This window comes from Salinivibrio sp. VGrn1, from assembly GCF_009377995.1.
Taxonomy (GTDB): Bacteria; Pseudomonadota; Gammaproteobacteria; order Enterobacterales; family Vibrionaceae; genus Salinivibrio; species Salinivibrio siamensis.
On the sequence record NZ_SATA01000001.1, the window covers coordinates 99,747 to 113,335 of the forward strand.

Annotated in this window: 12 protein-coding genes and 1 tRNA gene; 8 read left to right on the forward strand and 5 right to left on the reverse strand. The window is 46.4% G+C overall.

Annotated elements, in window-relative coordinates; all coding sequences use genetic code 11:
- Positions 1-64: 64 nt before the first annotated feature.
- Positions 65-1,252 (reverse strand): class I SAM-dependent methyltransferase, encoded by a 1,188-nt coding sequence (locus EHW56_RS00430; protein ID WP_152799872.1) that lies wholly within the window; start codon positions 1,250-1,252, stop codon positions 65-67.
- 127 nt (positions 1,253-1,379) lie between these two features.
- Positions 1,380-2,753, reverse strand: a complete 1,374-nt coding sequence (locus EHW56_RS00435) for a methyl-accepting chemotaxis protein (RefSeq protein WP_152799874.1) — start codon at positions 2,751-2,753, stop codon at positions 1,380-1,382.
- A gap of 81 nt (positions 2,754-2,834) precedes the next feature.
- Between EHW56_RS00435 and yccX the strand changes: the two genes are divergently transcribed.
- Positions 2,835-3,107 (forward strand): acylphosphatase, encoded by a 273-nt coding sequence (gene yccX, locus EHW56_RS00440; protein ID WP_152799876.1) that lies wholly within the window; start codon positions 2,835-2,837, stop codon positions 3,105-3,107.
- Positions 3,108-3,234: 127 nt separating this feature from the next.
- On the opposite strand, the gene EHW56_RS00445 is transcribed toward yccX, so the two are convergent.
- From EHW56_RS00445 to EHW56_RS00455, 3 genes are all read right to left on the reverse strand, one after another.
- The gene (locus EHW56_RS00445; protein WP_025672953.1) at positions 3,235-3,564 is read right to left on the reverse strand and encodes a TusE/DsrC/DsvC family sulfur relay protein; all 330 of its coding nucleotides are present in this window, start codon (positions 3,562-3,564) and stop codon (positions 3,235-3,237) included.
- A 226-nt stretch (positions 3,565-3,790) separates the two neighbouring features.
- Positions 3,791-4,459 (reverse strand): Bax inhibitor-1/YccA family protein, encoded by a 669-nt coding sequence (locus tag EHW56_RS00450; RefSeq protein ID WP_046073363.1) that lies wholly within the window; start codon positions 4,457-4,459, stop codon positions 3,791-3,793.
- Between the two features lie 207 nt (positions 4,460-4,666).
- Complete coding sequence (locus EHW56_RS00455; protein WP_077459433.1) at positions 4,667-5,944, reverse strand: NRAMP family divalent metal transporter; 1,278 nt, start codon at positions 5,942-5,944, stop codon at positions 4,667-4,669.
- Between the two features lie 579 nt (positions 5,945-6,523).
- Between EHW56_RS00455 and EHW56_RS00460 the strand changes: the two genes are divergently transcribed.
- The 7 genes from EHW56_RS00460 (at position 6,524) to EHW56_RS00490 (ending at position 13,537) form a co-directional block, all read left to right on the forward strand.
- Complete coding sequence (locus tag EHW56_RS00460) at positions 6,524-7,732, forward strand: NupC/NupG family nucleoside CNT transporter (protein ID WP_152799878.1); 1,209 nt, start codon at positions 6,524-6,526, stop codon at positions 7,730-7,732.
- A gap of 181 nt (positions 7,733-7,913) precedes the next feature.
- A tRNA-Ser gene (locus EHW56_RS00465) sits at positions 7,914-8,004 on the forward strand.
- Between the two features lie 435 nt (positions 8,005-8,439).
- A complete protein-coding gene (locus EHW56_RS00470) occupies positions 8,440-9,462 on the forward strand; it encodes a hypothetical protein (protein WP_216644430.1) in 1,023 nt (340 codons plus the stop codon).
- A complete protein-coding gene (locus tag EHW56_RS00475; protein WP_152799880.1) occupies positions 9,462-10,403 on the forward strand; it encodes a hypothetical protein in 942 nt (313 codons plus the stop codon). Before EHW56_RS00470 ends, EHW56_RS00475 begins: the two co-directional genes overlap by 1 nt.
- 449 nt (positions 10,404-10,852) lie before the next feature.
- A complete protein-coding gene (locus EHW56_RS00480; RefSeq protein ID WP_152799883.1) occupies positions 10,853-11,980 on the forward strand; it encodes an ISAs1 family transposase in 1,128 nt (375 codons plus the stop codon).
- A gap of 295 nt (positions 11,981-12,275) precedes the next feature.
- Positions 12,276-12,764: a hypothetical protein gene (locus EHW56_RS00485; protein WP_152799885.1), complete on the forward strand. Its 489-nt coding sequence runs from the start codon at positions 12,276-12,278 to the stop codon at positions 12,762-12,764.
- A 119-nt stretch (positions 12,765-12,883) separates the two neighbouring features.
- On the forward strand, positions 12,884-13,537 hold the full coding sequence (locus tag EHW56_RS00490) for a hypothetical protein (RefSeq protein ID WP_193628663.1): 654 nt from the start codon (positions 12,884-12,886) through the stop codon (positions 13,535-13,537).
- Positions 13,538-13,589: the final 52 nt, after the last annotated feature.

Sequence of the window (13,589 nt, forward strand, 5' to 3'; positions counted from 1 at the left end):
AGTGTCTAGGTCAGAAGACGACATAGGTCGCCTACTGACACAAAAGTGCGATAGCGCTTGCGGCTTATTGCACCAAGCAGGCAAACCCTTTCAGGTAAAAGCCTTCAGGATAAGCACTGTGAGTGGGATGATCCGCCGCTTGTGCAAAGCGTTCGATAAACTGCACGTTCTTACCGGCATCTAACGCCGCGTCCGCGAGGATCTTTTGGAACAGACCCGCATCCATCAAACCCGAGCAAGAGTAGCTGAGCAGCACACCGCCTGGATTAAGCAGCTGCATCGCCAGCATATTAATGTCTTTATAACCGCGGCACGCGCCATTAAGTTGTGACTTCGACTCGGCAAACTTAGGTGGGTCCATCACAATCACGTCAAAGCGCTCGCCTTGTTCGCGATAAGTGCGCAGCAGCTTGAACACATCGGCATTGACAAATTCCGCGCGGGTGAGATCAAAGCCGTTTCGCGCCGCATTGGCTTTCGCTTTGTCGAGCGCAGGCTGTGACACATCGACATTAGTGACATGTTTGGCATTGCCTTTTTGCGCATACAAGCCAAAGCCGCCAGTATAACAAAAGCAGTTCAGTACACGTTTGCCATCCATGTATTTCACCGCTTGTTCGCGGCTATCCCGTTGGTCGAGGTAAAAACCGGTTTTGTGGCCGTTGGTAATATCGACTTCAATCGCCACGCCATTTTCTTCGATGATGACAGAGGCAGGCGGCTCCTCACCGTGCAGTACCCCCACACGAGGCTTGAGACCTTCTTTTTTACGAATGGCCACATCGGAGCGCTCATAGATATGACAATCTGGAAACTCGGTGCGTAGGGCGGTGACCAGATTATCACGCTGGGCATCCGCGCCGGCGCTGAGCAATTGGCACACCAAGTAGTTATCGTATTTATCCACGGTAATACCGGGCACACCGTCTGACTCGGCGGCTAAGAGACGATAACCGGTCAAGCCATCACGCTCGGCGAGCATGGTACGTAGCGGTTTTGCCGCACGAATACGGGCAAGGAAAAAGTCACTGTCGATGGTGGTTTTTTCAAAGCACCACATGCGTACCCGAATTTGCGATTGTGGCGAGAACGCGCCAAGGCCTAAAAACTCGCCTTGATGATCACAGACAGTGACAGTGTCACCTAAACCTGGTTTTCCTTCAATACGGGCAATGCCGCGCGAGAAAATCCAGGGGTGGCGGCGTTTGATAGATTTATCGCGGCCTTTGGCGAGATACACAGTGGCAGTCATGATGGTGTCCTAACGAGGCAAAGCAAAAAAGGGCGGGTATTGTCGAGCAAGGTCAGGGGGATTGCAATAAAAACGCGCCCAGAGAAGGGCGCGTGATTACAAGCGTGAGGGGGGTAGACTCAGGCGTTTAGGTACGAAGCCCTGCCACTAAGGTTTTCAGCTGATGAGCTTGTGCGCCCAGCTCGCTGACTTCGGTGGCAGAATCACGCAGCATTTGTGCCACTTGTGTGGACTGACTGCGTACCTGTTCGACGTCTTGTGAAATTGTGCCCGCGACATTGCCTTGCTGTTCGGCAGCGGCCGCAATCTCGGTGCTGCGATCGGCGATGGTGCCACTGCGCTCAGCGATTTGGCTGATTTCGGTATCAATTTCTTGCACCGCTGCCTCGCTGGCGGACGCATTTTCAACCGTGCCTTCCATCACGCGGCGCAGATCCGCGGTATGCGTTTGCAGTGATTCAATCATAGACTGAATATCAACTGTTGACTCTTGGGTGCGACTGGCCAGTGTACGTACTTCATCGGCCACCACCGCAAAGCCGCGGCCTTGTTCACCGGCACGTGCCGCTTCAATCGCCGCATTCAGCGCCAACAAGTTGGTTTGTTCACTGATGCCATTGATGGTGGTCACCACGGTGCCAATTTGCTCGGCGTTTTTGCTCAGCTCGCTGACTTTATCCGCTGCTTGGGCAATTTCGCTGGCAAGGCCGTTAATCGCGGCCATGGTTTGCTGGACTTGCTGACGTCCTTGGTTCGCCGCTTCGGTGGCCTCTTGCGTTTGGGTTGAGGTGTCCGTGGCATGGCTGGCCACTTCGCGAATCGAGCCTGCCATTTCTTCGGTGGCACTGGCCAGTGAATCAAGATACTGGCGCTGACTCTCACCCAAGGCTTCACTCTCATCGCTACGCTGCTGCAAGCTTGCTGACAAGCCATCCATCATCTCAGCGCTTTGTTGAATCGCCTTCACCAAGCTTTGCTCGCGCTCAAGCACTTTATCGATAGTGACGGCAATTTGGCTAAACTCATCACGAACAGGAATAAAGTTCATTCGGTAGCTCAGCTCACCATCTGCTAGCTTTAATAAGGCTTGGTTCATGGTGTACATCGCGCCGCCAATAAAGGTCATGGTGTAGTAAATCAGTACTGCAATCACCAGAACCATACCGATCAGCAGGCTCCAGTCGGTGGCGCTCATATGGCTAAACAGTGAGCCGTCAAGTTGATAGACGAGCTCATTACCATTGAACGTAAAACCGGTTTGCTGGTTATTGAGCAGGGTTTGTACCTCGCCTTTCGGGAGGTCGTATTTATCAACCATGGCTTGAATGGCTTGGCCTTCCGCTTCCATCTTGTGTGCCACACGGGTATCCGAGGCGGCATCCAAGGTAAGCGCAATCACAACCATTGCGAGCAAGGGGAGGAAAAAGATAAGGTAAAATTTTTCTTGTAGCCGAAGGTGGATAAAATATTTATCAATCCATCGAAACGCAACTTCTTTCATGACGCCATCCTGTCAAACGACTTGTCTCATGTAGCGTTATACAGGTGTCGTTTTGCAATGGGAATATAGGAGAGGTGACAGATGTCTCAAAAATGTGTCAAAGCCTATGTCACAGGTCACGTTCAGGGGGTTGGCTTTCGTTATCACACCGCCCATGAGGCGTTGAAGCTCTCATTAACCGGATACGCGAAGAACCTGCCGGATGGTCGCGTTGAGGTATTGGCTTGTGGACGCGAAGAGTCAGTGGATTCGTTAATGGCCTGGTTAGATAAAGGGCCCCCGACGGCGGGCGTCGATCGGGTTGATCAAGAGGACGCGGAATGGCGCGCCGTTGATGGCTTTGCCATCTTGTAGCGCCTTAATAACAGGTCTCAATAGAAGAGAGCCTAGAGCCAATCGTTACATGCGCCGCGAAGGTGTGGCGGCGCTTGATCTATTGGCCTCGCGACTTGTCAGCTTCGGTACTTGTTTGCCTCGGTGACTAGAGGCATTTCGCGGGCTTGGGTAAGCCTGCCAGCTTGGTAGCCTGTTTTGCCGGGCCTTTAGGGAACAGCTTAAACAAGTATTTGCTGTTACCTTTCTCTGGGCCGTATTCTTTTTCCATCGATTTAACCAACAAACGCACCGCCGGTGAGGTGTTGTACTCTTGATAGAAATGGCGGACGAAGTGAATCACTTCCCAATGGGCTTCGGTCAGCGCAATGTTTTCTTGTTCGGCAAGCAGCGGTACCAAGGCTTCGTGCCAATCATCCACATTTTTTAAATACCCTTGCGCATCCGTCGCAATGGTTTCACCTTCATACACCAGCATACTTTTACCTTTGTTCGTCATCTGACCGGACGTTATCGCTTTGATTGAGGCTGCAAAGCATAGCGAGCAGGGCGGGCGAGTGCAACTGGCGTTCACTGTGCCTGATGTGGCGCGCTTCACTGAGTGGGTGCGCCATTCAATCACACGCTTTTAGGGATAAAAAAGCAGCCATAAAAAAAGCCGGCGCATGCCGGCTCTTTGTGACTTACGGTTTAAAGCACGAGGCTTAGTCGTCGTTCATAAAGCCAAGAATGCTCAGCATATGCACGAAGATGTTGAAGATGTTCAAGTACAGCGACACGGTGGCGCGGATGTAGTTAGTCTCGCCGCCATTAATGATGTTGCTGGTGTCATACAGAATAAAGGCGGAGAAAATCAGTACCGCGATGGTGCTGATTGCCAAGCTCAGCGCTGGGATCTGCAAGAAGATGTTCGCGACCATCGCCACCAGTAGAGCAATCACACCCGCGACCAAGAAACCACCCATGAAAGAGAAGTCTTTCTTAGAGGTAATGGCATACGCCGATAGGCCTAAGAACACCATACCTGTGGTGGCAAGCGCCTGCATCACAATTCCTGGGCCGCTAGACAGGCTCAGGTAGTAGGTCAAGGTTGGACCGAGTGAGGCACCCAGTAAGCCGGTGAACACGAAGGTCCATACAATACCGGCGGAAGAGTTCATGGTGCGTGGTAGCACAAAGAACACGATCGCCAACGCACCTAGGGTCATACCTAGCGACATCATTGGGCCGATGCCGACAGCGATAGCGATAAAGGCCGCGATAGCACTGGTGATCAGTGTCATCGATAGCAGTGCATACGTATTACGTAGCACTTTGTTTGTAGATAACGCACTCTGCTGTGACTGGCTGTGCGAAACGATACGATCGTTCATAACGTTCTCCCGGTTGGGTTAACAATCCATTTTTATATACGACAGTTATGTGGGCAGTCGTTCACTTTTTCAAGCCACCCACGTCCTTAACCTAAACCACGACTGGCTTTTATAAGGTCAATAATACCTTATCCGCGCTTAACACCGATGGTGAAGTTGTAAAAGGATGTTAACCCAGCCCTTTAAGCGCGAACAAGGTAAACTTTGTTACATCAACCACTTCCACCAGACGAACACCGCCAAAAAGCCGAATAAATACACCAATCCAGTAATGGCTAGCGCACGCATCGCTTTGCTCATGGTCACTTCAGGCGGCAAGCGGTGCTTGGTCACCAAAATATAGTTCAACAGAGCGAAAAAGGGCGTGGTGACAAATGCCGCCACCATGGCGAAATCAAGCATGGTCAGCAGTGCGCCGGTCCAAAACGCCACAATCGCCAGTGCCAACACCGAGATCAGCATCATCCAGCCTTGTGCGATGCCCGGGTGCGCCTCGGCTTCTGTTTGTTCACGCAACAAGCGTTGTGATTCTGATACGACCCGCGCATAGCCATCAATCACGGTAATGGTGCTGCCGAAAATACAGAAAAAGGCGACCACGGCAATCAAATAGCGCGACCATTCACCAATGGTGGCGGCGTACAGGCCCACTAACTGATGCGAAAAGCCGATACCCGATTGCTTTAACTCCACCCCGCTGCCGTGCAGAAGCAAGGCACCGAGTGATAAGAACACAATCGCCAACAGCGCGGTACCGATGTAACCGACGTTAAAATCAAACAGCGCCGCTTTGGCGTTAATCGGCTCAGATTGCGCTTTACGCTTGAGCCACACCGAGGTGATGCTAGAAATTTCAATCGGAGCGGGCATCCAACCCATGGTCACCACAATAAAGCCGATGGCGGCGACAGACCAAATTGAGGGCGCATTGAAGTTGGGTTCAACCGCGACAGGATTCCCCACGGCAATCGTCACCGCCACTAAGGTGGCGCAAGTCAGCGTCGCCATGATCACTTTCGATAAGGTATCCAGCGCTTTGTAATGCCCCGCAATCAAGATGACTAAGCAGGTGGCCACAATAATGCTCGAGAGTACCGTTAGTGAGAGATCAAACGGCACAAAATAGCTGAGCAAGCTGGCACTAAATAAGGTTAAGGCCGCGGTGTTAATCACTCCAGAGACCGCACTTAACGCGACAAACAGCCACAAATAAGGCCGACCTAAACGCGCATAGCCTTCGACCAAGGTTTCACCGGTTCCCGCGGTGTATTGTACGCCTGCTCGAAAAAAGGGGTATTTAAACAAGTTAACGAGCAGGATCAATGCCGCGAGTTGCCAGCCATAAATGGCTCCGGCTTTGGTCGAGGCAACAAGGTGAGAGCCGCCTACAGCTGCCGCGGCCATCATGATGCCAGGCCCCAATGCGCGTAGACGTTGCATCACCGACAAGCTAGATCCTGCCTGATGCGAAGAGACGGTTTGCATGTGTGTTTCCTATATTGTGGTTGCGTTGTTGTGTTTGCTTTGTTTTATGTTTTTTAGCGCTATTGCTTTTGTTTTTCCATTGAGGCTTATTTTTATCGCTTTACCTTCAATGATTTTGTCAATAGCCACCCATGAATATCATATGAGCCAAACGTGTCAACCAATCTTGCCAAATTTGTTAAGCGCAGGCGTGATGCAGGGTGTGAATGATAGACACCACCAAGGTGACACAAAAAGAGAGGGATAAACATCCGACCATTGTCTGAGAGACAAGACACAGCCAAAAAGACAGTTTGTAACCCTCGATAACCACTCAATAAGTGTGATCGAGCGTCAAATTCTGCTGGAAATGAGAGTTTAATCACACTAGAATGCTCGCCCAACATGTGCTCTTTGCGCAGCGATAGCCAAAGAGTGACTGTGTCGCGATTTGCGGCTGAAGAAAAAGCGTCCAAGGTCGGGCCCACCTTCACCGAACCCGCGGTACGATGTAACGCATGATGGAACCTCTTGCCACCCCGGCAGCGTGTCGTACTCATCCGTACCGCAAGTGCAACACAACGGCAAGGTAATCTATTTATGCAACTCCTCTATAGTGCGGCAGGTCTGGTCGCTCTGTTTCTGTGCGCGTGCGCATTTTCCACCAACCGCAAAGCGATCAACTGGCGAACAGTGCTAGGTGCGTTTGGCCTGCAAGCTGGGTTTGCTGCCCTGGTGCTCTATATTCCCTTTGGTCAAGCCATGCTAGGGGCAATGAGCAAAGGCGCGGCGAAGCTGCTCTCCTTTGCCAACGAAGGTATCGAGTTTGTGTTTGGACCTCTGGCGAACGATGGGTTCATTTTCGCTGTTAAAGTACTGCCGTTAATCATTTTTATCAGTGCGCTGATTTCTCTCCTTTATCATCTCGGCATTATGCAGTGGGTTATCAAACTCCTCGGCGGCGGCATACAGCGATTACTCGGCACCAGCCGCGCAGAGTCTCTGGTGGCAACCAGCAACATCTTTCTTTCTCAGGGCGAATCTCCTTTGGTAGTTCGCCCTTTTCTTAGCAAAATGACCCGCTCTGAACTCTTCGCCGTAATGGTCGGCGGCATGGCCTCAGTGGCCGGCAGCGTACTTGGCGGATATGCCGCCATGGGCGTGGATTTGAAATACCTGATTGCCGCGAGCTTTATGGCCGCGCCCGGTGGATTATTAATGGCCAAAATCATTGTCCCTGAGACGGAAACACCGGCTGAGCAAAACCAGGTGGAGATCAGCGATAGCGACCAAGCGAACGCGATTGATGCCTTGGCCAGCGGCGCGATGAACGGCATGAAAGTCGCGGTGGCCGTGGGTACCATGCTGGTGGCCTTTATCAGTGTGATTGCGATGCTAAACGCCGGACTCGGGAGCATTGGCGAGCTGCTTGATTTAGAAGGCTTGAGCTTAGAAACTCTGTTCGGCTATTTATTCTCACCCCTGGCATTGCTTACTGGGGTGCCGGTGCATGAAGTGTTTGATGTCGGTAATCTATTAGGGCAAAAGATTGCACTTAATGAGTTTGTCGCCTTTTTATCCTTTGCCGATATCAAAGCCAACCTGTCGGTGCAAAGCCAAGTGATTGTGACCTTTGCCTTGTGTGGCTTTGCTAACATTGGCTCAATTGCCATTCAACTTGGCTCGATTGGTGCCATGGTGCCCGAACGCCGCAAAGATGTGGCAAGCTTAGGCGTGCGCGCAGTGATTGCCGCCACCTTTGCCAACCTAATGAGTGCGGCACTGGCGGGTATTTTTATCGCGCTATAAACACTGCGCAGTAAAGAGACTCAGCTAACGTGTCTCAGTTAAAAGCAGGGCGATTGGCGGCAAGCTAATCGCCTTTTGCTAGCATGTTCGCCAAGCTGATCATTGATTGAGCGAGCAGACAAAAAGCGGCAAATAAAGGGTTTACAAGCCACAGCGAACCCAATAATATACGCCGCGTTCCGGAGAGATGGCTGAGTGGTTGAAAGCACCGGTCTTGAAAACCGGCAAGGGTTAATAGCCCTTCTAGGGTTCAAATCCCTATCTCTCCGCCACATACCGAAAAGCCGCTGCTTAGTCAGCGGCTTTTTTGCGTTTATCCCCCTACAAATCCCCAAACCCTGACCGCGCCAACATTTTAGACCCCTTTGCCTAAACACATTACCCAGCATCTGATAACCTAGCCCGCAAAAATCGCCCTGTAAGGCCTTTTGGACGCCGCCAACCAATGGCGGTAGCGTGGGTGTTAAAGCGCATTCCTTTAGCACTGCGGCGGCTGTCACCTCGTTCCCACGCTCCCGCGTGGTAACGTGTTAGCCAGTAAGGCGAGCAAAGGTGCGGTAACGATTTTAGCAAATCGAAGATGTGCAGTAATACAGTTTTATACAGCGCTTACAGTAGCAAATCTAGTTGCCATAGCAGCATGGTGCCATATCCGTATTTAATCTAGTATTATTGGGGCATCTGATATGAGATCTTAAAGGATATTTATGAGTGTGATTATTTTTGATAAAACTAAAGATGGTGTTATTGATAGTGTTGTTGCAACAGGAAAAACTACATATAGATATGCAATTGATAACCTTTATCCATTAATTGACCGTTTCTCTGCTCAACGTAAAACTCAAGATAAAAAGTTTTATGCGCGCTTAGAGCGAGACATTCTTGATAAATGTCTTATGCCTCCCCTAACTATTGCTTTCGTTGAGCCAAATTTCGATAAAAAAGAAGAGGAAGAAATTGCAGAGTATATAGAGAATAATATTAACGAAGGCTACGTCTTAGATGGTATCCAACGTTTAAGTACCTTAAATAGAGCAAAAGACGATGAACGGTTTGACGATTCTCAGCCTCTGTATTTGAATGTTATCATATCGCCGAGTGAAGACAAGCTCTTATATAGGATGATCACTCTAAACAATGGTCAAAAGCCAATGACACCGAGACATCAGATAGAGATCCTCACTCAAGAGTTGTTTGATTTCTCTGACGTAAATATAGATGTCCAAACAGAAAAAGAACGAGAAAAAACGATCGTCAAAGGTTCCTTTGATTTGGGCGATTTATCAAAGGCATACCTAGCCTTTCTTACTGGTAGTGTCAATAACGACAACAATAAGATTATTGGTGAAAAAATGGACCAGATTATTGTCGGTAGAATTATGGATAAACAGCCGACAGAGGAAGATATAGACTTTAAGCAAGTTATCAAACAGATAGAAATTCTTTCCAAAAATGATTCGACAAAGAAATGGTTAAAAGTTGGGAATAACTTGATCGGATTTTCTGTAGGAATAAAATCTTCGTTTGATTTTATTACTAACATTACTCCAGATGAGTTTGCTGAATCAATAGACTTATTTGAGGTCGCGTTCAAGTCAATTAATCCATCAAAAGTTAACTTAGGTAAATTTAGACGTGAGCTTTCTAAGAATTTCATTGAAAATTATGCTGAGCTTTCGTCGTTTGACGAAATGGAACTTGTTGAACACTTTATGGAACTGACATCATAATGCCGTTGTATGAAACTTTTAGCTATAACGATAATTTACCGTTAAAGATTTATCGTCAGCTCCCAGAAAAATTGAAAATTGTTGGTAATAGAGATCCTGAAATATTACTTATATTGCGATTGTTATCAGGGAATGTAGAGCTAATACATAACTATACAGATAAAAAAATTAAAACTAGAATGAACTATTTTTCTAGTTGTTTTACTAAATTTAGTAACTGGAAAAAGGAGTTTCCTTTGTATTTTTCTGAAGATACGACTGCTGATGATCTAGCATCTTTTATCGATAATACTAGATATATAAATCGGAAGTTTTATTCCGTTGTGCTTGCTGAACTTTCTCAGTTTGTTTTGCACACAAATAAAAAATCTCATACATCAGCATTCATATATGTTTATAGAGTTTTAGAGAAAATATCATATGCATTTCCTCTGATTTATACCTCGAAAACGCAGGACTTCCAGAAATCATTCACTAAGTTAAAGGATTTGATGGTAGGGGACAACGAGAAAAAAGAGTTAGGTTTTTTCAAAACTTTTATAGAGATGTTGTATAAAGATGATAGCATTTCTGATACTTCAATTGACATAATGTTTTCTTCATCTGACAGTGAGGTGAAAAGGCAAATGTTTGCGGAAGTAAAAAAAGTCACTCCGCCCAATGCTATTCATGGCGATACAGATGAACCTGATATGTTATCAATAAAGTACTGTGAGATGGGTAGATTTATAATCAGTGTTCGAAATAGGTTTTTTCACAACTTAAATGGTGGAGCTACGAACATTGAAAGTGAAAAGGTAGTCGACTCAGACGAGTTGTTTTCGTTTATAAACCCGGTGGCAATGTATTGGATTGCTATGGTCTTCTTACAGATTATATCGTTCAGTCTATCAGAGTACCAAAACCATCGTCGAGCGGCTACTTTATCACAAGATAATTAGGTTCCCGCTCTAAAAAAACTACTCTTTAGTTGGTCGACTGGTCACAAGATCAACAAGATGATCATGACAATTATCGATTTTTATTTAGCCACTAAAGCCATCCAAGTGTGCACCTATCGCTACAATTAAGGGGCAATCTAATCAAGAAATGGCACCTCAGCAGTCTAGTGAGTTCTTGATTCAGCTACCCTCCGAATCATGTTACATCAGCGCCGACGATTAGTTTTTTAGTGATAAAAGTAAGAGAAATAAGCCGTTTTTGTGACAGGGAAAACGCATGAAGATCCGCGCCATGCCTGGGCTAGCGATTTAATGACTTAGTTGTCAATTAAGACTGAAAACCGTGCGTTGCACCATGTTTATTCATAAAAACGAGTGAAAATAAAGGATCAATTTGTTGATCATTTTCAGTGCGATTTAATGGTCTCCTAATGTTTAGGAGATTAAAAATGACAGAAGAAAAAAGCCCATTTATGCATTTCGTTTCCATCAAAGATATTCGCCAAGAAGGAAAGGTTGAACATACGTTATCAGATATTATTTTGATAACGATCTGTGCGGTTCTTTCTGGCCATGATACCTGGAAAGGCATTAGTGATTATGGCCGTAAGCAGCGCGATTTCTTATTACGTTTTGGCTTTTCAGGTGAAACGTCACCGTCGGCAGATACGATCGCAAGAGTGATGGGAGCCATCAGTCCAAAGGCATTACAAAAAGCCTTTATAGAATGGATGAAATCGTGTCATGAATTAACGGATGGTGAAGTGGTTGCCATTGATGGAAAAACACTAAGGGGCTCATATAATCGAGCAACAGACCAAGCTGCTATTCATATGGTTAATGCGTTCGCAACCGCAAATGGAGTGTGCCTCGGACAGTCGAAAGTAGACAGTAAGACAAATGAGATTACTGCCATCCCTAAGCTGCTGGAATTGCTCGATATTTCAGGTTGTTTGATTACCATAGATGCTATGGGTTGTCAGCACAAAATCGCACAGAAAATCATTGATAAAAATGCTGATTATTTGCTTGCCGTTAAAGGAAACCAAGGCAAATTAGATAAAGCGTTTGATAATTATTACCGCCCGGCAATGCTTCAAAAATTTGATGGTGATAGCTACGCATCACAAGAGAAATCGCATGGGCGTTTAGAAACACGATGTGCACTGATTAATACCGATTTAAGTGTATTAGGTGATTTGGCTTATGATTGGCCTGAACTAAAAACGATGGGCATCATGGTGAGTGTTCGACAAGAAGGAAAACACGCCGAAGAGTCTGATATTTCAGTGCGCTATTATATAAGCTCAAAAGCACTGACAGCGAAAGAGCTTCATGATGCCACTCGCTCGCACTGGTTAATTGAATCGATGCACTGGCAACTTGATGTTGGATTAAAAGAAGATGCTTGCCGAATAAGAGTCGATGATCGAGCGGAAGTGTTTGCACGAATAAGGCAAATGGTTTTGAATTTATTAAAGCAAGAGAAGAGTTTCAAAGCCGGCATTCAACGCAAGCGAATGATGTGCGCGATGGACCAAGAGTACCTCGCGACCGTGCTGGGAAGCCTTTCATGACGGGGATGTTCATGCGTTTTCCGTGGTTTTTGTGAATTTTTTGGCACTGCTTTTACAGTTTTTTAGTAGGATTTGATCATCACGCATCGTTAGCACCGCTATTGAATCTGTCTATGTCTAGCTCGTTCTTGGTGAAATTCACTAGAGCAGAGGGAGCGATGCGTACCTAACTGATTGTTTTAACTGATATTTATGAGGGAATTCGCTAGCCTCCGGTATTAAAGGCCGCACCTAAGTGTGGCAGATCTTCAAGAGGGGGAATCCATGTCATTCGTTATGTTTCTCAGAGGACTAAATGGATATCGAAGTATTTAAAATTGTAGTACCTCTCGTAGGTAGCTTTTTGGGTGCAGCGTTTGGTTCTTACTTAACTTTGTCTCGGTCTAAGAAAGAAAAAATTTGGGATGAAAAGAGGGAACTCTACAGTAGGGTTATCATAGCTTTGGAAGATATATCGTATTGGGCTGAGCAAGTTCGTTCTGAGCATTGTTGTGAATATACTAGTCGCCCAGACTCTAATTTCGATGAGTCCATGAGAGATATCCAAAAATTAACAGTTTCAGGCAGGTTAGTAATGAACGACGAGTTTTATAACCTTCTAGTCTCTGTAAACAACTCTCTACGAGCAGAAACTTTCAATGTACATGAAGCCGCTCAAGAAGAATTTGATAACCCACAATCAGATCACTTGTTTAGACATGCAGTAAGGGTTCGTGACATTGCTGAAGAGCATTTGCCTAAGTTAGTAAAGGCAGCAAAGCGGGATCTGCCAAAACGAACATAACAATGCAATTATGTTCGCCACAGCAAGCTGTGGCCGGACCTCCGTTACGGCGCTTCGCGCCTTCACTGCGGCCGTATATTGCGGGCATTAGCACTATTCTCTAGCTATGGAGTAATTTAATGACCAGAGTCGGTATTTATGGCTATGAATGTACGAAAATATATGAGTTTTACGGGTGTAGAATAGTCCCGCTATACAGTCAGTTCAACCAAGTTAAGAAGTTAGCATCGGATCAGAATTGTTATCATTTAACGGCATTCTTAGAAATATCTGACGAGTGCCCTTATGAATTAAAGTCTTTAGTCTTTAATTTAGAAGCCGTACTGTCTTTTATCGACCACAAGGACGTTATAATCACAAATCAGTTACGAAGTAATGAAACTTATGACTGTTTAGATGATGACTTCCCCAAAGAAGTGCAGGGGCACTTTAGGCAAAATGGCGGTGGTTGTGTAATCATGAACGATGCATTTAGTGAAAATTCACGTGAAGTTTTCATACGCAAATCTTTAGATGTTCTGTTATCTGAAACTACACCGGTAAACACAGCTTTCAGAGGTGCCTTTTTTAGGTGTATTGAGGTCTTTAGAGGGCGTGGCAGTTTTATTGATGTATCGTATTATCTGCTGTTTTCGGGACTTGAATCATTTTGCCGAGCAATTCTAGATGACTATAAATCTAAAAATTGTGCGACACCGATAACTCAAGTGTTGGTTGGTTACGGCTCAGGGCGAGATCGCGAACGTTTTTTGACCAAAAAAGGATCGGTTTGACGATCACCTCTGGCTGTGATCATATAGGCCGATTCTAAAATAGTTCGGGATA